Source organism: Streptomyces sp. NPDC058525 (assembly GCF_042719495.1).
Lineage (GTDB): Bacteria > Actinomycetota > Actinomycetes > Streptomycetales > Streptomycetaceae > Streptomyces.
This window is the reverse complement of the sequence record NZ_JBHXNP010000138.1, coordinates 1-20,631: the sequence shown is the minus strand read 5'-3', so window position 1 is coordinate 20,631 and position 20,631 is coordinate 1. Positions and strand designations below refer to the sequence as shown.

Genomic DNA, 20,631 nt, shown 5'->3' with positions numbered 1-20,631 from the left:
GAGGCGCGGGGTCCGGGGCGGAGCCCCGATCTGTGAGCCCCGCCGGCGATTGAGGCGGCGGGGCCGCGGGGCCGAAGCCCAGCCTCAGCCCGGGCCACGGCTCCGACCCCGCAGCCCCCTCAGGCCCCGTCCGCCAGGAACCCCTCCACCCGCCCCGCGAACCACACCCCATCGTCCAGCCAGGGAAAATGCCCGGCGCCAGGCTGCACATCAACCACCCCCCGGGGAAACAGCGCCGCAAGCCCCGCCGCCAAGGCGGGCCGCGGATTGCCGTCCAACTCCCCGGCCAGCACCAGCACCTCACCCGCGACCCGCCGCAGCCCGGCCCGCGTGACGGCCGGATCGAAGGCCCCGGCCCCCGCATACGCGTCCGCCGCCTTCTCGTTCTGCTGCCGCGCGTTCGCCGCGCAATGCGCCCGCGCCGTCTCGTCCCAGCGCCCGTAGAACAGCGGAGCGGCCAGCTCCCAGTCCGCGTCGGAGCCGCCCCCGCCGTCCGCCAGGATCCGCCCGTAGGCCTCGATGGCCGAGTCGTACGGCTCGCGGCCCGCACGCAGCCGCGCGGCCTCCATCCGGTCCTCCGGAGTGACCGGCAGGTCCACCGCCCAGGCGGTCGGGGTGACGAGGACCATCCGGCGTATCCGCTCCGGACGGCCGGCCGCGTAGAGCTGGGCCAGATTGCCGCCTGCGGAGTGCGCGAGGAGGTCGACGCGCTCCAGCCCCAGGTGCACCCGGAGCGCCTCGACGTCGTCGACCTGGTGGTCGACGCGGTACGTCGACTCGTCCGCCGGGATCGCGGAGGCGCCCGTACCGCGCAGGTCTAGCAGGACGAGCCGGCGCCCGGCGGTCAGCCCGCCGAGGTCCCCCAGGTACTCCGAGGCGCGCATGGCGCCTCCCGGCAGGCAGATGAGCGGTTCGCCGTCGCCCCGGACGTGGTAGGCGAGTTCGGTCCCGTCGTAGGTGGTGAAGGTAGGCATGCGGGCCATCACATCAGACGATCACTCGTTCGAGTCATTGCCTTACCCCGCGCGGTGCTGGCAATCTACCGAATGATCGGTCGGGTGACTCAGGACGAGGTGACGGCAATGGCGGCGAACGAGAACCAGGATCTCCACGGCGCGGACGAGGGCGAGCGCCTCGGCGGCGACGAGCTGGCCGCCCTCCAGCTGTCGCGGCTGCGCGCGACCCTGCACCGCGTCTACGACCGGGTGCCCTTCTACCGGCAGGCCTTCGACAAGGCCGGAGTGCATCCCGACGACTGCCGCACCCTCGCGGACCTCGCCCTGTTCCCCTTCACCACCAAGACCGACCTGCGCGACCAGTACCCCTTCGGGATGTTCGCCGTGCCGCGCTCCGAGGTGCGCCGGATCCACGCGTCCAGCGGGACCACCGGGCGCCCCACGGTCGTCGGGTACACCGAGCGGGATCTGTCGACGTGGGCGGACGTCGTGGCCCGGTCCATACGGGCCGCCGGCGGCAGACCGGGGCAGGTCGTCCACATCGCCTACGGCTACGGACTGTTCACCGGCGGCCTCGGCGCCCACTACGGGGCCGAGCGCCTGGGCTGTACGGTCGTGCCCGCCTCGGGCGGGATGACCGACCGCCAGGTGCGGCTGATCCAGGACTTCCGGCCGGAGGTCATCATGGTGACCCCCTCGTACATGCTGACGCTGCTGGACGAGATGGAGCGCCAGGGCATAGACCCCCGCTCGACCTCGCTGCGCACGGGCATCTTCGGCGCGGAGCCGTGGACCGAGGAGATGCGCCGGGAGATCGAGGACCGGCTCGGCATCGACGCGGTGGACATCTACGGCCTGTCCGAGGTGATGGGTCCGGGCGTGGCGCAGGAGTTCGCGTCGGGCAAGGACGGGCTCCATATCTGGGAGGACCACTTCTACCCGGAGGTGGTCGATCCGCTGACGGGCGAGGTGCTGCCGGACGGGGAGCCGGGCGAGCTGGTGTTCACCTCCCTCACCAAGGAGGCCATGCCCGTGATCCGCTACCGCACCCGGGATCTGACGCGGCTACTGCCCGGCACCGCCCGGCCGGCCTTCCGCCGGATGGAGAAGATCACGGGCCGCAGCGACGACATGATCATCCTGCGCGGGGTGAACATGTACCCCACCCAGATCGAGGAGGTCCTGCTGCGGACGGAAGGTCTGGCCCCGCACTTCCAGCTGCGGCTGACGAAGGAGGGCCGGATGGACGCCCTGACCGTGCGGGTGGAGGCGCGCCGGGAGGCGGATGCCGCTCGGCGGGAGGCCGCGGCGGCCGCCGTGGTCCGGGCCGTCAAGGAGGGCATCGGGGTCTCCGTCCGGGTCGAGGTGGTCGAGCCGGAGACCCTGGAGCGCTCGGTGGGCAAGATCAAGCGGCTGGTGGACCTCCGGAACACGCCACAGGAGGACCGCAACGGCTGAAACCACCCCTTCGGGCCCAATTCGGAGCGGCGCCCGGGAGCCGTCGGAGCCGCCCGGGTAGTGCATACGGCGTGAACTCGTTCTTGCGGCAGCTCTACGACCGGCTCCAGGGCTCCCTCGCGGGGCTGGCCTGGAGCCGCGGCCGGGAAATGGAGCTGATGCACCGGGCGATGGGCTTCGCGGCCCTCGGGTTCCTCACGCTGGTGCCGCTGCTGGTGGTCGTGGCGGCCGCCGCACCCGGCAGCGGTTCGGGCTTCGGCCGGTGGCTCGGCCAGGCCCTCGGGGTGACGGAGTCCTCGCGCTCACGCGTCGAGATGCTGTTCGGCGCGGCGGACCTTGCGCTGGAACGGACCACGGCCTTCGGTCTGGCGGCCCTGGCCGTCTTCGGCCTGACCTTCGGCTCCGCCGTGCAGACCGGCTACGAGAAGGTCTGGGACGTGCCGACCGCGCGGTGGCACACCATGTGGCGACACGTCGTATGGCTCGCCCTGCTGGTCTGCTACCTCGCGCTGCTCGTCGGGATCCCGGCGCCCTCGAACGACGCCGCGGGCACCATCCTGGGCACGGCCGGCGACCTGCTCGGCACCTGCCTGTTCTTCGTCGCCTCGCAGCGGCTGCTGCTCGGCGGCCGGGTCCGATGGCGGGCCCTGGTGCCCGGGGCGGTGGCCACGAGCATCGGGCTGCTGGGGCTGCGCCTCTTCTCGCAGCTGGTGTTCTCCCCGCTGATCGCCTCCAACGCGGTGACGTACGGCCCGTTCGGCACGCTGCTGGTCGTTCAGTCCTGGCTGGTCGGCGTCGGGTTCGTGGTCTACGGCGGCGCCCTCGTCGGCCGCCTCGTCCACGAGCACCTCACGCTCCGCCGCCTCGAGCGCCGCGGCTACCTCCCCGCGGAAGAACCCCCTCCGCCCACCCCCCAGGACCTGGCCGGGCGCTGACGCGGCGGGGCCCGGCGGAGCCGGGGCCGGCGTGGATACCAAACGGGATGTTGACAGACCCTCAGGCAGCCTGCATGAGTGTGGGGGCACGGACGCACCGCCCGTCACACGGGCAACCTCGCTCATCCGCAGGCTACTTGGGAGGTACGTTGCTCCGCACCCGCCCGATACTCCGGCGCGTCGCCCTCACCGGCGCCGCGCTGCTCGCCACGACGGCCGCGATACCGCAGGCCGCCGCGGCCGCCGGGGACACAGGTCCGTCCGGCGGAGGTCTGTCCGCCGTCATCCGGTACACGGAGAACGGCATCCCGCACATACTCGCCCGCGACTACGCGCACCTCGGCTTCGGCACCGGCTGGGCCCAGGCCGCCGACCAGGTGTGCGTACTCGCCGACGGGTTCGTCACCGTCGCCGGTGAGCGCTCGCGCTGGTTCGGCCCCGAGGCCGCACCCGACGGCTCCCTGTCCTCCGCCACCCGGAACCTCACCAGCGACCTGTACTTCAAGGGCGTACGCGAGTCCGGCACCGTCGAGAAGCTGCTGGCCACCCCCGCCCCGGCCGGCCCCAGCAAGGACCTGCGCGAGCTGATGCGCGGCTGGGCCGCCGGATACAACGCGTGGCTGGCCCAGAACAAGATCACCGACCCCGCCTGCAAGGGCGCGGGCTGGGTCCGCCCGGTCACCGCCACCGACGTGGCCGCCCGCGGGTTCGCGGTCTCGGTCCTCGGCGGCCAGGGCCGCGGGATCGACGGCATCACGGCAGCCCAGCCGCCGGCGTCCGGCGGGGCCGGCGCGGGCGCCCGTACGACGGCGCCGCAGGAGACGGCGCCGCAGGAGACCGACCCGGCGGCCGCGGCCGAGGCGGCGCGGGAGTTCTTCGACACCACCCGCTACGACATGGGTTCCAACGCGGTCGCCTTCGCCGGTTCCACCACGGCCAACGGCAGCGGCCTGCTGCTGGGCAACCCCCACTACCCCTGGCAGGGCGGGCGGCGCTTCTGGCAGTCGCAGCAGACCATCCCGGGCAAGCTGAACGTCTCGGGCGGCTCCCTGCTCGGCACCACCGTGGTCAACATCGGCTTCAACGAGAAGGTGGCCTGGAGCCACACCGTGGCCACCGGCACACCCGTCAGCCTGCACCAGCTCACCCTCGATCCGGCCGACCCGACCGCCTACCTGGTCGACGGCGTGCCGGAGAGGATGACCGGGCGGACCGTCACCGTCCCGGTGGCGGGCGGCGATCCGGTGACCCGCACCCAGTGGTGGACCCGCTACGGACCGGTCGTCTCGAACCTCGGCCCGGGCCTTCCGCTGCCCTGGACGACCGGTACGGCGTACGCGCTGAACGATCCCAACGCGGCGAACCTGCGCGGCTCCGACACCGCGCTCGCCATGGGCAAGGCCCGCTCGGTGGGCGGGATCCAGGACGCCCTGCGGCGCACCCAGGGCCTGCCCTGGGTCAACACCGTGGCCGCCGACTCGGCGGGCGGCACCCTCTTCACCCAGTCCCAGGTCCTCCCCCGGATCACCGACGAGCTCGCGGCCCGCTGCTCCACCCCGCTGGGCCGGGCCACCTACCCGGCCTCCGGGCTGGCGGTCCTGGACGGGTCGCGCGGCGACTGCGCGCTCGGCTCGGACCCGGACGCCGTACAGCCGGGGGTGTTCGGGCCGGCCAAGGCGCCGACGCTGCGCGACGCCCCGTACGCCGAGAACTCCAACGACAGCGCCTGGCTGGCCAACGCGGACCGGCCGCTGACCGGCTACGAGCGGATCTGGGGCAACGTGGCCACCCCGCGCTCGCTGCGCACTCGCGGTGCGATCGAGGACGTCGCGGGGATGGCGGCGAAGGGCGGGCTGACCGTGGCCGACCTGCAGAAGCAGCAGTTCGCCAACCGGGCGCCGGCCGGTGACCTGGCGGCGGCGGACGCCGCGAAGGCCTGCGCCGCGCTGCCCGGCGGCCGGGCGACGGCGAGCGACGGCACGGCGGTGGACGTGTCGGCGGCCTGCGCGGTGCTGGCGGGCTGGGACCGTACGGCGGACAGCGGCAGCCGCGGCGCGCTGCTCTTCGACCGTTTCTGGCGCAGGCTGACGGCGACGACCCCGGCCAAGGACCTGTGGCTGGTGCCGTTCTCGGCGGCCGATCCGGTACGCACCCCCCGCACGCTCAACCAGGCGGCGCCCGGCATCGGGCGGGCCCTCGCGGACGCCGTGACGGAGCTGAAGGCGGCGGGGAGCGCGCTGGACGCGCCGCTGGGCGAGCACCAGTTCGTGGTCCGCGGCGGCGAGAAGCTGCCGGTGGGCGGCGGTACGGAGGCGCTCGGCGTCTGGAACAAGATCGAGGCGCCGTGGAACGCGGCGGCCGGCGGCTATCCGGAGGTGCTGCACGGCTCCAGCCACGTCCAGGCGGTCGGCTGGAACAGCGGCCACTGCCCGGTGGCGCGCACCCTGCTGACGTACAGCCAGTCGGCGAACCCGAACTCGCCGTACTACGCCGACCAGACCCGGATGTTCTCGCAGGAGCGCTGGGTGACCTCCCGGTTCTGCGAGCGGGACATCCTCACCTCGCCGAAGCTGAAGGTGGTGTGGCCGCGCGAGCGGGGGTGAGTCCGGGCCCCTTCCTGGCCGCGGCCCTCACGGGCTGACGGCCAGGAAGAGGTACGCGGCCAGCAGGACCAGGTGGACCCCGCCCTGGAGCAGGGTCGCGCGGCCCGGCGCGATGGTGAGGGCGCTGACCACGACGGTCAGGGCGAGCAGCACCATGTGGATCGGGGCGAGGCCCAGCATGAGCGGGCCGGAGAGCCAGATCGAGGCCAGCGCGATGGCCGGGATGGTCAGGCCGATGCTGGCGATGGCGGAGCCGTAGGCCAGGTTGAGGCTGGTCTGGACGCGGTCGCGGCGGGCGGCGCGGCCGGCGGCCAGCGTTTCGGGCGCCAGGACGAGCAGCGCGATGATCACACCGACGACGGCGTTCGGCAGGCCGGCCTTCGCCACGCCCTGCTCGATGGTCGGGGAGACGGCCTTGGCGTCGCCGACGACGGCGATGAGCGCGACGAGCAGCAGGCCGAGGCTGATGAGGGCGGCGCGGGCGGTGGGCGGCTCGGCGTGCTCGGCGTCGTCCGGGGCCGCGGGCGACACCGCGGGCGCGGCGGACGTGCCGGACGCGGCCGGCGCGGCGGACATGGCGGAGGTGGCGGAGGTGGCGGACATGGCGGACGCGGCAGACGCGGTGTCCCCGGGCGCGGCGGCCGCGGCGCGCGCGGTGTCCACGGGCAGGAAGTAGTCCCGGTGCCGCACCGTCTGGACGGCGACGAACAGCCCGTAGAGCGCGAGCGAGGCGACGGCCGCGAAGGCCAGCTGGGCGGTGGAGAACTCGGGACCGGGCTTGCTGGTGGTGAAGGTCGGCAGGACGAGGCTGAGGACGGCCAGGGTCGCGACGGTGGCCAGCGCCGCGCCGGAGCCCTCGGCGTTGAAGACGGCGACGCGGTTGCGCAGGGCTCCGACGAGCAGGGACAGGCCCACGATGCCGTTGCAGGTGATCATGACGGCGGCGAAGACCGTGTCCCGGGCCAGGGAGGAGGCCTTGTCGCCGCCGTCGGCCATCAGGGTGACGATGAGCGCCACTTCGATGACGGTGACGGCCACGGCGAGGACGAGCGAGCCGAAGGGTTCGCCGACGCGGTGGGCGACGACCTCGGCGTGGTGCACGGCCGCCAGCACCGCCCCCGCGAGGCAGAGGGAGACCAGGACCACCGCGAATCCGGGCAGGTCGCGTCCCCAGCTGAGGACGAGCGCGACGAGCGCCACCACGGGGACCAGGACGGTCCAGTCGGTCAGGGGTGATCTGCGCGTTGCCGTACTCATATCAGCCAACTTGCCAGATCTATCCCTTCAGTGCGTCGCAAGGCGCGCCTCGCGGGCTCTGACGTGGCCTTTCTCACGAGCTCTGCGGGGCCGGCGGCGGCCCGGAGAGCCGTCGACGGACGGCGGCGGCCGAGGTCCGACGCAAGATCGGCCGAAGAACGGCCGGCCCCTGACGACCGGTGGCAGATGGAATGCCGTCGATGCCGCCGATCGGGCGGTATGCGCCGTCGCCTCACCCCTCGGCGTCCACCGGTGCCGGGGTCGACGACCAGGAGATCCGCTGTGCGCCGCACATCCCGCTTGCGCACCGCCCTCCTCGCCCTGACCGCCGCACTGGCCGCGGCCGCGACCGCCGCCGCACCGGCCGGAGCCGCGCCCGTCACCGGTCCGGCCGCCCCCGGAGCCGCCCCCGCCGCGGCGGCCGCCGCCCACGACTCGCTGAACCGGCAGGCCGCCGAGTTCGGCTTCGCGGGATCGCAGTGCCGGGCTACACGGTCGAGGGCAGCACACGAGCCCGCGCGAGGGCACGGTCCCGCTGTACCACTGCGTCGTCCGCAAGGACGACTTCCTGTCGGGCGACGTCAACTGCGAGGGCCAGACCTACGTCTCCCGGCTCGGCTGGTTCTACCCCGGCCAGCCCGCGGACGTGGGGACCGGATGGGCTGGACCTTCACGGGCTGACCCGGCGCGAGCCGGACGTACGCGGTCCGGACCCGGGTGGTGTCGTACTCCCCCCGGGCCCGGACCGTCGCCGGTCACATCGCGCGCTCGTGGCCCTCCCAGTACGGGTCGCGCAGGCGGCGCTTGTACAGCTTGCCGTTCGGGTCGCGCGGCATCGTCTCGATGAAGTCGACCGTCTTGGGGCGCTTGTAGCCGGCGAGCTGCCGTTCGCAGTGGTGCAGGATCTCCGCGGCCAGGGCGTCGCCCGCCACGAAGCCCTCCGCCGGTTCGATGACCGCCTTGACCTCCTCGCCCCAGTCCGCGTGCGGGATGCCGAAGGCGGCGGCGTCGGCGACCGCCGGATGGGTGAGCAGGGCCGACTCGATCTCGGCCGGGTAGATGTTCACCCCGCCCGAGATGATCATGTCGATCTTGCGGTCGCGGAGGAAGAAGTAGCCCTCCTCGTCCAGCAGCCCCAGGTCGCCGACGGTGAAGAAGTCGCCGATGCGGTTCTTCTTCGTCTTGCCCTCGTCCTTGTGGTAGCTGAAGCCGCCGGTGTTCATCTTGATGTAGACGGTGCCGAGTTCGCCGGCGGGCAGCCGGTTGCCGTCGTCGTCGAAGACGGCGAGCTCGCTGATCGGCCAGGCCTTCCCCACGGTTCCCGGCTTCTTCAGCCAGTCCTCGGCGGTCGCGAAGGCACCGCCGCCCTCGCTCGCCGCGTAGTACTCCTCCACGCACCGGCCCCACCAGTCGATCATCGCCCGCTTGACGTGGTCGGGGCAGGGGGCGGCGCCGTGGATGGCGTGCCGCATCGAGGAGACGTCGTACGCGTCCTTCGTCTCCTGCGGGAGGGCGAGCAGCCGGTGGAACTGGGTCGGGACCATGTGGGTGTGCGTGCAGGCGTGCGCGTCGATCAGGCGCAGCATCTCCTGCGGGGTCCACTTGTCCATCAGCACCAGCGGGTGCCCGATGTGCAGGGCGGCGCCCGCGAACTGCAGGACGGCCGTGTGGTAGAGCGGCGAGCAGACCAGGTGGACGTTGCCGTCGAAGGGCCGGATGCCGAAGATGCCGAGGAAGCCGCCGAGGTACGTCTCCTCCGGGAGCTTGCCCGGCAGCGGGCGGCGGATGCCGCGCGGGCGGCCGGTGGTGCCGGAGGTGTAGTTCATGACCCAGCCGAGGGTGCGCTCCCCGGGCACCGTCGCGGGCCGTCCGTCCAGGAGTTCCCCGTACGGGCGGAAGCCCGGGACCGTGCCGACGGCGTAGCGGTGGCTCGCGGGCAGGGCGGCCTCGTCGGCCGCGGCGGTGGCGGCGTCGGCGAAGCGCTCGTGGGCGATGAGGACCTTGGCGCCCGAGTCGGAGACGATCCAGGCGATCTCGGGGCCGACGAGGTGGTGGTTGACGGGGACGAGGTAGAAGCCGGCCTGGGACGCGGCCAGGTAGGCGGTGAGGAACTCGACGCCGTTGGGGAGGACGACGGCGAAGACGTCCCCCTTCTCCAGGCCGGCGGCGCGCAGGCCGTGGACGAGGCGGTTGACGTCGGCGTGCAGCCGGCCGGCGCTCCATTCCTCGCCTTCGGGGGTGACGAGAACGGTGCGCTCCGGGTCTGCGGCGGCCTGCGCCCAGAAGCCGTTGGGGGGCTGGTCGGTCACACTGATCACGCCTCTCGGACTCGGCCGGCGATGCGGTTGACACGGTCGATGGCCCGCTCGAAGCCGGCCGTCAGGTCGTCGAAGACGGCCTGGACGCTGCGTTCTTCGTTCATCCGGCCGACGATCTGGCCGACGGGGGTGCCGAGGAGCGGCTGGACCTCGTACTTCTGGATCCGGGAGACGGCCTCGGCGACGAGCAGGCCCTGCAGGGGCATGGGGAGCGCGCCCGGGCCCTCCGGGTCGTCCCAGGCGTCGGTCCACTCGGTGCGCAGCTGGCGGGCGGGCTTGCCGGTGAGGGCGCGGGAGCGGACGGTGTCGCCGGAGCCCGCGGCGAGGAGCTTCTCGGTGAGGGCGCGGGAGTGGAGGTCGGCCTCGGTGGTGGTGAGCCACAGCGAGCCGAGCCAGGCGCCCTGGGCGCCGAGGGCGAGTCCGGCGGCGATCTGCTCTCCGCTGCCGATGCCGCCCGCGGCGAGGACCGGGAGCGGGGCGACGGCTTCGGCGATCTCGGGGACCAGGACCATGGTGGCGATGTCCCCGGTGTGGCCGCCGGCCTCATAGCCCTGGGCGACGACGATGTCGATGCCGGCTTCGGCGTGGCGGCGGGCGTGTTTGGCGCTGCCGGCGAGGGCGGCGACGAGCACGCCGTGGTCGTGGGCGCGCGCGATGACGTCGGCGGGCGGGGAACCCAGGGCGTTCGCCAGGAGTTTGATGGGGTAGTCGAAGGCGACGTCGAGCTGGTTGCGGGCGACCTGCTCCATCCAGCCGGTGATCCGCCAGCCGGAGGCCTCGCCCTCGGCGAGCTCGGGCACGTGGTGCTTGGCGAGGGTGTCGCGGACGAACTGGCGGTGTCCGGCCGGGATCATCGCCTCGATGTCGGCTTCGCTGATGCCGTCGACGGCCTTCTTGGCGGGCATGACCACGTCGAGGCCGTAGGGCTTGCCGTCGGTGCGCGCCTGCATCCAGTCGAGGTCGCGTTTGAGGTCGTCGGGCGCGGTGTAGCGGACCGCGCCGAGTACGCCGAAGCCGCCCGCCCGGGTGATCGCGGCGGCGACCGCCGGGAAGGGCGTGAAGCCGAAGATGGCGTGCTCGACTCCCAGTTTCTTGCTCAGCTCCGTCTCCATGGGCCGCAGGATGCCGCAGCCCGGCAGTCGAGGGAAGAGATTTTCTGATGCAGTGTCAGATTCTTTACGGGCCGGTCGGTGCGGAGGGTGGCCGCCGGGCGGGCAGATACCCACTAACGTGCGGCGCGGCGGGAGCGGCTCCCGGCCTCCCGGCACCTCCGCGTCACGGGCAGGACCGGCCCGCAGCAGCAGACCACGGGCCCGCCCCGGGGCATCTCCCGGCGGCAGCCGGGGGTTCGGAGGCACGGGTGTCCGGGGCGGAGCCCCGCGGAGCGGCGCGGCAGGCGAACTCGAACGGCGGACAGGAGGGCCGGGCATGGCAGCAGGTACGGGGGCCGACCGGGGGCCAGACGGAGGGGGGCGGACCACGGGCGGGCGAGGACACGCGCCCGGGGCGGCGCCCGGCCTGAGCCGGCGGCGGCTCGGCGCGCGGCTGCTCGCGCTCGGCGGGGTGCTCGTCCTGCACGCGGCGCTGCCCGGCAGCACGGGCGCGGCGGCGGGCAGTCCGGCCGAGCGGCGCGCGCTCCAAGGCCTGCGCCTGCGGTACGGATCGGCGCGCCAGGCCGGGCTGCTGGACCGGCATCTGGAAGGGGTGGCGGACGAGGCGCGCCGGTTCCTGGGCCCCTCCCCCGAACACCCCTACTACGCCGGTGCGGTGGTGCTGGCGGGCCGGGGCCGCACCATCGCCCTGCACCGCGCCATGGGCGACGCCGTGCGGTACGCGGACTACGACGGGCGGACCGACCGCGTACGCGAGTTCCCGGCGGCCGAGCGGATCGCGATGGCCGAGGACACCGTCTTCGACCTGGCCTCGCTGACGAAGCTGTTCACCTCCATCCTGGCCGTGCAGCAGATGGAGCGGGGACAGCTGGAGCTGGAGGCTCCGGTGCGCCGGTACCTGCCGCTGTTCACCGGGGGCGGCAAGGAGTCGATCACGGTCCGCCAGCTGCTCACGCACACCTCGGGGCTGCGCTCGTGGGCGCCCTTCTACCGGGAGTCCACGCACGAGGGACGGCTGAGGCTGCTGTGGTCGGTGCAGCCGCAGGAGACTCCGGGGACCGTCTACCGGTACTCCGACCTCAACCTGATCACCCTCCAGCTGCTCCTGGAACAGATCACCGGCCGCGCTCTGGACGTGCTGCTCCGCGACGAGATCACCGCTCCGCTCGGGATGCAGCGCACCCGGTACAACCCGCCGCGCTCCTGGCGCCGGGTCACGGCCGCCACCGAGGTGCAGCGCCCGCCCTGGTCCGGGCTGGACCGCGGGCTGGTGTGGGGCGAGGTGCACGACGAGAACGCGTACGCGCTGGGCGGGGTCGCGGGCCACGCGGGCGCCTTCGGCACGGCCTTCGACCTGGCCGTGCTCGCCCGCACCCTCCTCGACGGCGGGGTGTACGCGGGCCGGCGCATCCTGCGCTCCGCCTCCGTCGAACTGCTCTTCACCGACTACAACACCTCCTTCCCCGGCGACGACCACGGTCTGGGCTTCGAGCTCTACCAGCACTGGTACATGGGGGCGATGGCCACTCCGCACTCCGCCGGCCACACCGGCTTCACCGGCACCTCCCTCGTCCTCGACCCCTCCACCGACTCCTTCCTGATCCTGCTCGGCAACTCGGTGCACCCGGTCCGCACCTGGCGGGCCGGCAGCGCGCCCCGGGTCGCCGTCGGCAACCGCTTCGCCCGCGCCGTCCCGGTCCGCACGAAGCACGGCGGCCCGGCCTGGTTCTCGGGGATCACCCCCGGCGCCTCGGGCACCCTGACCCTGCCGCCGCTCACCCCGGCGACGGCCGCCGCCCGGCTGCGCTGCGCCGTCTGGTGGGACACGGTGCCCGGCGAGGGCGCCTTCCACCTGGAGGCCTCGCCCGACGGGGAGCACTGGGAGCCGCTGCCGTTCAGCACCCTGCGGTCCACCGGCGGCACCCCCGAGACCTGGCCCCGGGGCTCGGCGGGCGGCTGGTCCGGCCGGATCTGGCACCGCTTGGAGGCCCCCCTCACGGCGGCGTGGGCGGGCCGCGAGGTCCGGCTCCGCTTCCGCCACACCGCGACCGGGCGGTACGTGGGGCGCGGGGTCTACGTGGACCTCGTCCGGGTCGCGGAACCGGCCCGGCTCCTCTTCGCCGAGGACCGCCCCGCCGACGCCGCCCGCCTCGAGGCCGTCGGCTGGAGCAGATCGTCGGACTAGGCCGTCACGGCGGGGGTTCCAGGGATCAGGGCGACAGGGCCGCCGCGATCATCCGCCGGGTGGCGGAGGTCAGTTCGGTCAGGTCCGGCGCCGGGCGGGAGCGGGCGGAGGCTCCCGCCAGGCGGTCGTAGAGGAGCCCGTCGGCCCAGGCGACCAGCAGGTCGGCCGCCTCTTCGGGGCGTTCCGCGCCGAGCGCGGCGAGGACCGCCGCCGCCCGGGCCCGCGACCCCTGGCCCGCCCGGTGGAAGTCCGTCTCCAACTCCCGGTTGCGGGCCGCCTCCAGGCTGAGTTCGAAGCGGGCCAGCTGGCGTTCGCGGCCCGTCGTCAGCCAGCGGTACAGCAGCCCGGCGAGCGCCGCCGCGGCCGCCTCGCGGTCCGGCGGCCCGAGCGGCCCGGGCGGCCCGAGCGGCCCGGGCGGCGCCAACGGCCCGAGCGGCGCGAGCGGCAGCGGCGGCCCGTCCGCGTCCAGGTCCGCGAGGTCCAGCTCCGCCAGCCGCCCGTAGCAGGCGGCGATCAGCGCCGTGCGCGTACGGAAGTAGTACGAGGTGCTGCCCGCCGGCAGCCCCGCCGCCGCGTCGACCGCCCGGTGCGTCAGCGCCCGCAGGCCGCCCGCGGCGACGAGGCCGATCGCGCTGTCCGCGATGAGGGTTCTGCGGTCGGGGCCGCGGTCCGGGGTGGGCATGAGATCACTCTACAGATGTAGAGCGACCGCCCGGCGCGGAATGGCACCGTGCCCACAGGCGTTGCGATTCGTTGTTGAGGTTCGTTGACCGTTCAACACGAAGGCAGGCAGACCGCCATGACGACCGAGATCGACTGGGACCACCCGACCGACCCGAAGCCCGGAAGCTGGCAGCTCGACCACGTCAAGCAGTACGTGGGCTCCAACGGGGCCGAGGGCCAGTTCTGGAACGGCACCCAGACCCTGCTGCTCACCACCGTGGGCCGGGTCTCCGGCAACCCGGTGCGCACGCCCCTCATCTACGGCGAGGACAACGGCCGTTACCTCATCGTCGCCTCCAAGGGCGGCGACCCGGCGCACCCGCTGTGGTACCGGAACCTGACGGAGAACCCCGAGGTCCGCATCCAGGTCGGCCCCGAGATCATGCAGGGCAGGGCCCGTACCGCGACCCCCGAGGAGCGCGCCGCGTACTGGCCGGTGATGGTGAAGCACTGGCCCTCGTACGACGAATACCAGACCAAGACGAGCCGTGAGATCCCGATCGTCGTCATCGAGCCGGTCCGCGCCGCCGGGTAGGCGGCGGGGTCAGTGCCCGAGGACCGCCATCGCCGCGTTGTGCCCGGGTACCCCGCTGACCCCTCCGCCGCGCACCGCCCCCGCACCGCACAGCAGTACGTTGCGGTGGGCGGTCTCCACGCCCCACCGCCCCGAGTCCCCGTACGGCCAGGACAGGTCGCGGTGGAAGATGTGGCCGCCGGGCAGCCGCAGTTCGCGCTCCAGGTCCAGCGGGGTCTTCGCCTCGATGCACGGACGGCCGTCCGCGTCGAAGGCGAGGCAGTCGGTGAGCGGTTCGGCCAGGTGCGCGTCGAGCTGGGCGAGGGTGGCGGTCAGCAGCACCTCGCGGGCCTGCCGGTTGTCGTGGCCGAACAGCCGGGCCGGGGTGTGCAGGCCGAACAGGGTGAGCGTCTGGTAGCCCTGCTCCACCAGCTCCGGCCCCAGGATCGTCGGGTCGGTCAGCGAATGGCAGTAGATCTCGGACGGCGGTACGGAGGGCAGCTCCCCGGCCGCGGCCTCGGCGTGGGCCCTGGCCAGTTCGGCGTAGCCCTCGGCGATGTGGAAGGTGCCGCCGAAGGCCTCGCGCGGATCGACGGCGCCGTCCCGCAGCCGGGGCAGCCGCCGCAGCAGCATGTTCACCTTGAGCTGGGCGCCCTCGGGCGCGGGCTCCACGGGTGCCTCGCCGAGCAGTTCGGAGAGCGCCCTCGGGGAGGCGTTGACCAGGACCGTGCGGCCGACGGCCCGCCCCTCCCCCGACGCCGTGCGGAAGACCACCTCGGCCGGCCCCGTGCCGTCCGTGTCGATCCGCAGCACCTCGTGCCCGGCGGCGATCTCCGCCCCGGCCGCCCGCGCCGCGTCGGCCAGGGCGTCGGTGAGCGCGCCCATGCCGCCGACGGGCACGTCCCAGTCACCGGTGCCGCCGCCGATCACGTGGTAGAGGAAGCAGCGGTTCTGCGCCAGCGAGGGGTCGTGCGCGTCCGCGAAGGTGCCGATCAGCCCGTCGGTCAGGACCACGCCGCGCACCAGGTCGTCGGTGAAGTGCCGCTCCACCGCCGCCCCGAGGGGCTCCTCGAACAGCATCCGCCAGGCCGCCTCGTCGTCGATCCGGGCGCGCAGGGCCTCGCGGGTCGGCAGCGGTTCGGTCAGGGTCGGGAAGACCTTCCCGGCGACCCGGCCGGTGGTCGCGTAGAAGGCGCGCCAGCTCTCGTACTCCCGGTCCGAGCCGGTCAGCCGGGCGAAGGACGCGCGGGTGCGCTCCTCCCCGCCGCCGACGAGGAGCCCGCCGGGGCGGCCGTCGCGCTGGGTGGGCGTGTACGAGGAGACCGTGCGCTTGCGGACGGCGAACCGCAGCCCCAGATCGCGCACGATCTTGGCGGGGAGCAGGGAGACGAGGTACGAGTAGCGCGAGAGGCGAGCGTCGACCCCGGCGAAGGGGCGGGTGGAGACGGCCGCCCCGCCGGTGTGGTCCAGCCGTTCGAGGACCAGCACCGATCTGCCCGCCCGGGCCAGGTAGGCGGCGGCGACCAGGCCGTTGTGGCCGCCGCCCACGATCACCGCGTCGTAGATGTCGTGTCCGAATCCGCTGGAGCCCCGCATGGCTGTCATGGCTCTTGGTAACACACCTGGCCCAGCCGCTCCAGACAGTAGGCCTCGTCGGCATGGGCGAGGGCGGTGTCGGGATGCTCGTCACCCAGGGCCCGCTCGCGGATCCCGGCCAGGTCCCGGTAGATGGGCAGCGCCTCGTCCCAGCGGCCCAGCCGGCCCAGGCCCGCGGCGAGTTCGCGGCGGCTGACCAGGGTGTCCGGGTGCTCGGCGCCCAGCACCGAGGCCCGTGCGGCGCCCACCTCGCGGGCCTCGGCCACCGCCTCCTCCCAGCGCTCCAGGCGGCCCAGGTTGACGCCGAGGACGTGGCGGGCGCGCAGGGTCTCGGGGTCGGCGGCCCCGTACGCGCGGGTGCGGTCGCGGACCAGGGCCCGGAACAGGTCGAGGGCCTGGCCGCTGTTCCCGGTGCGGCCGAGCGCGATGCCGACCTCGTAGCGCGCGGCCAGGGTGTCGGGGTGGTCCCGGCCGAGCACCCCCTCCCGTACGGCGGCCACCTCGCGGAAGGCGTCCAGGGCCTCCTGCCAGCGCTCCAGCCGGCCGAGCGCGTACGCGACCTCGTAGCGGGTCAGCAGGGTGTCCGCGTGCTCGGCTCCGAGGACGACCGCCCGGTCGGCGGCGACCGCGGCGGCGGTGGCGTGGGCCTCCGCAAAGCGGCCCAGCGCGCCGAGGGCGCAGGCCAGGTTGTGGCGGCAGCGCAGGGTGTCGGGGTGGAGCGGGCCGGCGGTGCGCTCGCGGGCGACGAGCACCGCGCGGTAGATCGCGTACGCCTCCGCGTGCCGCCCGAGCCTGCCCAGTTCGTACGCCGCCTCCTGGCGCGCGGCGAGCGTGTCGGCATGGTCCGGGCCGAGCACCCGCGCGCGGCCCTCGGCCACGGCTTCGTACACGGCGAGGGCCTCCTCGGGGCGGCCGGCCCGGCTGAGGGCGAAGGCCCGGGTGTGGCCGGCCGCGAGGGCGCCGGGGCCGCCCTCGCGCGGGCCGGGGAGGCGCGGAGCCCCGTACGGGGCGGTGATGCGGGGGTCCTCGGTGGGCGCGGGACGGCCGATCCGCTGCGCGCCGCTCGGGCGCGGGGCCGTCCAGGCGCCGGTGAGCACGGCCCACTCGCCGCTCGCGGGGCGGGCCTCGATCCCGGCCTTGCGCCCGGCGGTCATCCCACGGGCCCAGGCCGGGAGCGGGGCCTGGGCGCCGGGCAGCCCGCCCGGGCCGAGGCGTGCCTCGACGAGCCTGCGGTGCAGGTGGCGGGCGTCGCCGGGGCGGTCCTCGGGGCGCTTGGCGAGGAGGTCCAGAACCACCCGTTCGAAGTAGTCGGGAAGTTCGGGGCGGTGCTCGCGCAGCGGGACGGGAGCGGTGTCGCGGTGGCCGACCAGCACGGACCAGGAGTCGCCGAGGTCGAAGGGCGGCGCGCCGGTGGCGATCTCGTAGAGGACGCAGCCGAGGGAGTAGAGGTCGCTGCGGTGGTCGACCTCGCCGCCCGCGATCTGCTCGGGCGACATGTAGTGCGGGGTGCCCATGGCCATGCCGCCGCCGGTGAGCTTGGCGGTGAAGCCGATGTCGTGGGCGAGGCGGGCGATGCCGAAGTCGCAGATCTTCACGGTGCCGTCGGTGAGCCGCATGATGTTGGCCGGCTTGAGGTCGCGGTGGACGACGCCCTGGTCGTGGGTGTAGCCGAGGGCGGCGGCCATCTGCTCCGCGATGTCGACGACCACCTCGACGGGCAGCGGGCGGGTCTCGTTGTCGTCCAGGAGCTGGCTGAGGTTGCGGCCTTCGAGGAGCTCCATGACGAGGTAGAGGGGGCCGCCGGCGGCGCTGTCGTCGCCGAAGTCGTGGACGACGGTGACGCCCCGGTGCTGGAGGGAGGCGGCGACGCGCGCCTCGCGGCGGAACCGCTCGCGCAGCACCTGGGTGAAGTGGGCGTCCTGCTCCGCACCGATCGGTTTGAGACACTTCACGGCGACCTGTCGGCCCAGCGATTCGTCCCGGGCCCGCCACACCTCGCCCATGCCGCCGCGACCGATCAGGTCGAGCGACCGGTAACGGCCCTGGATCAGTCTGGACTCCGCCATGTCTTGAAGTCGCCCCCGTTGTCGTGCCTCGCCCTCCCCGGCCGGTCCAGTATGGCCGCTGATGTACGCAGTGTGTACGGGGAGGGGCGACTCCCGGGGCCCATGCGACGCATCGCCTTCAAGATGTGACCTGGGGGCAGCTTCCAGCGCAGACCTGCGGGAATGCTGCGCAGCACGTGCCCGGTGAGGCGCAGGCGACGGGTGATGCTGCGGGGTGCGGGTGCCGGGCGTCCGTAGAGCTGGTGCGCCCAGCCGGGGAGGGAGCCGTAGGCGAGTCCGGCGAGCGGACGCCACAGCAGGTTTCGGCCAGGGACGAGGAGCGGGTGGACGGGCGGGCCGCGCAGGAAGTCGTCCACGGCGCGTGCGTCGGGTCCGGCGGCGAGTTCGGGGCGGACCTTCTCGAAGTACGCGGCGAGCTGTGCGGTGTCGGCGGGGACGGCGGCCGGGTCCAGTCCGACGAGGCGGGCGTTCACCCGGTTCTCGTCGACGTAGCGGTCGGCCTGGGCGGGGGTGAGGCGGACGCCGGAGCGGCGCAGGACGTGCAGGAAGCTGTCGATCTGGGCGCAGTGGATCCAGAGCAGCAGGGCGGGTTCGTCGACGGGGAAGCGCTCGCCGGTGTCCGGGTCGGTGGCGGAGAGCTTGCGGTGGATGGCACGGACGCGGGCCCCGGCGCGTTCGGCGTCCTCGGCGGTGCCGTAGGTGAGCGTGCCGACGAAGTCGGCGGTGCGCAGCAGCCGCCCCCAGGCGTCGCGCCGGAAGTCGCTGTTCTCCATGACCCCGCGGACGGCGCGCGGGTGCAGGGCCTGGAGGTAGAGGGCCCGGACGCCGGCGATCCACATCACCGGGTCTCCGTGGCACTGCCAGGTGACGGACTCCGGGCCGTACAGCCCCGGGTCGGGGGCGGCCGCGCTGTTTCCCATCCCGGTACCTCCCTGGTGCCAGCGTACGGGGGCCGCGGGCGGCGCGGCCAGGAGGCGGGGCGGGTGTTCGGCGGAAGCCGTAGCGGGTCGGGACCCGGGCCGCAGCCCGGTGTCCGCCGGCGGTCAGGGCTGGTCGTACCAGGCGAAGGCCGAGATGCGCCAGCCGTCCGGGGTGCGGACGAACTGGATGGTCTTGGTCCCGCCCCCCTCGAAGGGCTCGCCGTCCAGGATCCCGGACTTGCGGTACGTGCCGAACCGGGAGGCGATGTAGCCCGCGATCTCGGTGCGTTCGGAGGTCTCCCACTCGGCGAACTCGAGGAGCCGGCCGTCCGCGAGCAGCCGCAGGCGGGGCTCGATGAACTCGTCCACCGTGTAGACGGTGAACTCCGGGCCCGTGTTGACGATCACGCCGCCCGGTACGACGAGCCGCCGGATCCGCTCCACGTCGGCGGTCTTGCCGCCCCGGTTGTCGAAGGCGCCGAAGAACTCGGCGGTCACCGTGTCGATCTCGTCCTTGGGCATGGCATGACGGTAACACCCGGGCCGGTTGCGGGAGTTCCCGGAGGGCCCTCCCGCAACGCCCGGCCCGTCAGCGGCGGACCCGGGGCATGCCGAGGCCGATCCAGGAGATGATCTCGCGCTGGATCTCGTTGTTGCCGCCGCCGAAGGTGAAGATGACGGCGCTGCGGTAGCCGCGTTCGAGTTCGCCGTGCAGGACCGCCCCGGCGGAGCCGTCCTTGAGGGAGCCCGCCGCGCCCACGACCTCCATCAGCCAGGCGTAGGCGTCGCGGCGGGCCTCGGAGCCGTAGACCTTGACCGCGGAGGCGTCCTGGGGGGTGAGGGTGCCGGACTGGACGGCGTTCACCATCTGCCAGTTGAGCAGCTTCATCGCGTCGAGCCGGGCGTGGGTGCGGGCGAGGCGGCCGCGGACCCAGGACAGGTCGATGACCCGGCGTCCGTCGGCGAGCTTGGTCTCGGCGGCCCAGCGCTGGACGTCGTGCAGGGCCCGGATGGCCATCGTGCCGTGGGCGGCGAGGGTGACGCGCTCGTGGTTGAGCTGGTTGGTGATCAGGCGCCAGCCCTTGTTCTCCTGGCCTACGCGGCGGGTGGCGGGGACGCGGATGTTCTCGTAGTAGCTGGCGGTGGTGTCGTGCGAGGCGAGCGTGTTGATGAGGGTGCAGGAGTAGCCGGGGTCGGCGGTCGGCACCAGAAGCATGGTGATGCCCTTGTGGGCGGGGGCCTGCGGGTCGGTGCGCACCGCGAGCCAGACCCAGTCGGCGGTGTCGCCGTTGGTGGTCCAGATCTTCTGCCCGTTCACCACGTAGGTGCCGGTCTCCTCGTCGCCCTCGCGGACCGCCTTGCACTTGAGCGCGGCGAGGTCGGTGCCGGCGTCGGGCTCGCTGTAGCCGATGGCGAAGTCGATCTCGCCGGCGAGGATCTTCGGCAGGAAGTAGGCCTTCTGCTCGTCGGTGCCGAACTGCATGATGGTCGGCCCGACGGTGTTGAGGGCCATCAGGGGCAGCGGTACGACGGCCTGCGCCGCCTCGTCGAAGAAGATGAACTGGTCCATCGGCGACATCCCGCGGCCGCCGTACTCCTTCGGCCAGCCGACCCCGAGCCATCCGTCGGCCCCGAGCCGGCGGATGGTCTCGCGGTAGAAGCGCTTCTGCGCGGCCGGGTCCTCGTAGCGGGCGTAGACGTCCTCGGGCACCAGGTCGGCGAAGTAGGCGCGCAGCTCGGTGCGCAACTGCTGCTGCTCAGGCGTGTATTCGAGGTGCACGGCCCCTCCGGGTGTCTCGCGGTCCAGCCGGTCGCTGTGTGGCGGCGGTCAGATTAGAACCAGTTCCAGAAATTCGGAAGGGGCGCGGGAGGGCGGGGCGTGCGGGCGGGGGCGCTAGGTCGTCTCTTTCGGATCTTGCCGGTTAAGCCCGCGTCGTCTGGCGCCGTGCATCGCAAGGCGGAGGGGCGCCCGAGTACTGGACGTACTT

At 73.7% G+C, this 20,631-nt stretch carries 15 protein-coding genes; 5 read left to right on the top strand and 10 right to left on the bottom strand.

Features of this window, described 5'->3' with window-relative positions; genetic code table 11:
• Window positions 1-119: 119 nt before the first annotated feature.
• Window positions 120-974: an alpha/beta fold hydrolase gene (locus ACFWP3_RS38390; protein WP_384230776.1), complete on the bottom strand. Its 855-nt coding sequence runs from the start codon at window positions 972-974 to the stop codon at window positions 120-122.
• A 108-nt stretch (window positions 975-1,082) separates the two neighbouring features.
• Here ACFWP3_RS38390 and paaK point away from each other — a divergent pair, with 108 nt between their 5' ends.
• The 3 genes from paaK (at window position 1,083) to ACFWP3_RS38375 (ending at window position 5,952) form a co-directional block, all read left to right on the top strand.
• On the top strand, window positions 1,083-2,414 hold the full coding sequence (paaK, locus tag ACFWP3_RS38385; protein WP_384230781.1) for a phenylacetate--CoA ligase PaaK: 1,332 nt from the start codon (window positions 1,083-1,085) through the stop codon (window positions 2,412-2,414).
• A 149-nt stretch (window positions 2,415-2,563) separates the two neighbouring features.
• The gene (locus ACFWP3_RS38380; RefSeq protein WP_384230779.1) at window positions 2,564-3,349 is read left to right on the top strand and encodes a YhjD/YihY/BrkB family envelope integrity protein; all 786 of its coding nucleotides are present in this window, start codon (window positions 2,564-2,566) and stop codon (window positions 3,347-3,349) included.
• 149 nt (window positions 3,350-3,498) lie between these two features.
• Window positions 3,499-5,952, top strand: coding sequence for a penicillin acylase family protein (locus ACFWP3_RS38375; RefSeq protein ID WP_384230774.1), 2,454 nt, complete (start codon window positions 3,499-3,501; stop codon window positions 5,950-5,952).
• A gap of 27 nt (window positions 5,953-5,979) precedes the next feature.
• Here ACFWP3_RS38375 and ACFWP3_RS38370 read toward each other — a convergent pair whose 3' ends face one another.
• The 3 genes from ACFWP3_RS38370 to ACFWP3_RS38360 all read right to left on the bottom strand — a co-directional run bounded on the left by ACFWP3_RS38370 (window position 5,980) and on the right by ACFWP3_RS38360 (window position 10,639).
• Complete coding sequence (locus ACFWP3_RS38370) at window positions 5,980-7,209, bottom strand: calcium:proton antiporter (RefSeq protein ID WP_384230772.1); 1,230 nt, start codon at window positions 7,207-7,209, stop codon at window positions 5,980-5,982.
• Between the two features lie 755 nt (window positions 7,210-7,964).
• The gene (locus tag ACFWP3_RS38365; RefSeq protein WP_384230770.1) at window positions 7,965-9,518 is read right to left on the bottom strand and encodes an acyl-CoA synthetase; all 1,554 of its coding nucleotides are present in this window, start codon (window positions 9,516-9,518) and stop codon (window positions 7,965-7,967) included.
• Window positions 9,519-9,523: 5 nt separating this feature from the next.
• Window positions 9,524-10,639 (bottom strand): NAD(P)H-dependent flavin oxidoreductase, encoded by a 1,116-nt coding sequence (locus ACFWP3_RS38360; protein ID WP_384230768.1) that lies wholly within the window; start codon window positions 10,637-10,639, stop codon window positions 9,524-9,526.
• Between the two features lie 316 nt (window positions 10,640-10,955).
• Here ACFWP3_RS38360 and ACFWP3_RS38355 point away from each other — a divergent pair, with 316 nt between their 5' ends.
• A complete protein-coding gene (locus ACFWP3_RS38355) occupies window positions 10,956-12,824 on the top strand; it encodes a serine hydrolase (protein ID WP_384230766.1) in 1,869 nt (622 codons plus the stop codon).
• 25 nt (window positions 12,825-12,849) lie between these two features.
• Here the strand turns inward: ACFWP3_RS38355 and ACFWP3_RS38350 are convergent, their stop codons facing one another.
• Window positions 12,850-13,506: a TetR/AcrR family transcriptional regulator gene (locus tag ACFWP3_RS38350; protein ID WP_384230764.1), complete on the bottom strand. Its 657-nt coding sequence runs from the start codon at window positions 13,504-13,506 to the stop codon at window positions 12,850-12,852.
• Between the two features lie 117 nt (window positions 13,507-13,623).
• Between ACFWP3_RS38350 and ACFWP3_RS38345 the strand changes: the two genes are divergently transcribed.
• Window positions 13,624-14,082, top strand: coding sequence for a nitroreductase family deazaflavin-dependent oxidoreductase (locus tag ACFWP3_RS38345; RefSeq protein ID WP_384230761.1), 459 nt, complete (start codon window positions 13,624-13,626; stop codon window positions 14,080-14,082).
• Window positions 14,083-14,091: 9 nt separating this feature from the next.
• On the opposite strand, the gene ACFWP3_RS38340 is transcribed toward ACFWP3_RS38345, so the two are convergent.
• The 5 genes from ACFWP3_RS38340 to ACFWP3_RS38320 all read right to left on the bottom strand — a co-directional run bounded on the left by ACFWP3_RS38340 (window position 14,092) and on the right by ACFWP3_RS38320 (window position 20,423).
• Window positions 14,092-15,666 carry a phytoene desaturase family protein gene (locus tag ACFWP3_RS38340; protein WP_384230759.1) on the bottom strand — a complete coding sequence of 525 codons (1,575 nt, stop codon included), beginning with the start codon at window positions 15,664-15,666 and terminating at the stop codon, window positions 14,092-14,094.
• On the bottom strand, window positions 15,663-17,723 hold the full coding sequence (locus ACFWP3_RS38335) for a tetratricopeptide repeat protein (protein WP_384230757.1): 2,061 nt from the start codon (window positions 17,721-17,723) through the stop codon (window positions 15,663-15,665). Before ACFWP3_RS38335 ends, ACFWP3_RS38340 begins: the two co-directional genes overlap by 4 nt.
• Window positions 17,705-18,643 (bottom strand): oxygenase MpaB family protein, encoded by a 939-nt coding sequence (locus ACFWP3_RS38330; protein ID WP_384230754.1) that lies wholly within the window; start codon window positions 18,641-18,643, stop codon window positions 17,705-17,707. The genes ACFWP3_RS38335 and ACFWP3_RS38330 overlap by 19 nt, the downstream gene beginning before the upstream one ends.
• A 123-nt stretch (window positions 18,644-18,766) precedes the next feature.
• Window positions 18,767-19,165, bottom strand: coding sequence for a DUF4440 domain-containing protein (locus tag ACFWP3_RS38325; RefSeq protein ID WP_384230753.1), 399 nt, complete (start codon window positions 19,163-19,165; stop codon window positions 18,767-18,769).
• 67 nt (window positions 19,166-19,232) lie between these two features.
• On the bottom strand, window positions 19,233-20,423 hold the full coding sequence (locus ACFWP3_RS38320; RefSeq protein WP_384230751.1) for an acyl-CoA dehydrogenase family protein: 1,191 nt from the start codon (window positions 20,421-20,423) through the stop codon (window positions 19,233-19,235).
• Window positions 20,424-20,631: the final 208 nt, after the last annotated feature.

Excerpts from the sequence above, each read along its gene's own strand:
- ACFWP3_RS38355 (WP_384230766.1), top strand. The coding sequence starts at position 10,956 with ATGGCAGCAGGTACGGGGGCCGACCGGGGGCCAGACGGAGGGGGGCGG.
- ACFWP3_RS38390 (WP_384230776.1), bottom strand. The coding sequence starts at position 974 with ATGCCTACCTTCACCACCTACGACGGGACCGAACTCGCCTACCACGTC.
- ACFWP3_RS38340 (WP_384230759.1), bottom strand. The coding sequence starts at position 15,666 with ATGACAGCCATGCGGGGCTCCAGCGGATTCGGACACGACATCTACGAC.
- ACFWP3_RS38370 (WP_384230772.1), bottom strand. The coding sequence starts at position 7,209 with ATGAGTACGGCAACGCGCAGATCACCCCTGACCGACTGGACCGTCCTG.
- ACFWP3_RS38360 (WP_384230768.1), bottom strand. The coding sequence starts at position 10,639 with ATGGAGACGGAGCTGAGCAAGAAACTGGGAGTCGAGCACGCCATCTTC.
- paaK (WP_384230781.1), top strand. The coding sequence starts at position 1,083 with ATGGCGGCGAACGAGAACCAGGATCTCCACGGCGCGGACGAGGGCGAG.
- ACFWP3_RS38380 (WP_384230779.1), top strand. The coding sequence starts at position 2,564 with ATGGAGCTGATGCACCGGGCGATGGGCTTCGCGGCCCTCGGGTTCCTC.
- ACFWP3_RS38350 (WP_384230764.1), bottom strand. The coding sequence starts at position 13,506 with ATGCCCACCCCGGACCGCGGCCCCGACCGCAGAACCCTCATCGCGGAC.
- ACFWP3_RS38325 (WP_384230753.1), bottom strand. The coding sequence starts at position 19,165 with ATGCCCAAGGACGAGATCGACACGGTGACCGCCGAGTTCTTCGGCGCC.
- ACFWP3_RS38345 (WP_384230761.1), top strand. The coding sequence starts at position 13,624 with ATGACGACCGAGATCGACTGGGACCACCCGACCGACCCGAAGCCCGGA.
- ACFWP3_RS38330 (WP_384230754.1), bottom strand. The coding sequence starts at position 18,643 with ATGGGAAACAGCGCGGCCGCCCCCGACCCGGGGCTGTACGGCCCGGAG.
- ACFWP3_RS38335 (WP_384230757.1), bottom strand. The coding sequence starts at position 17,723 with ATGGCGGAGTCCAGACTGATCCAGGGCCGTTACCGGTCGCTCGACCTG.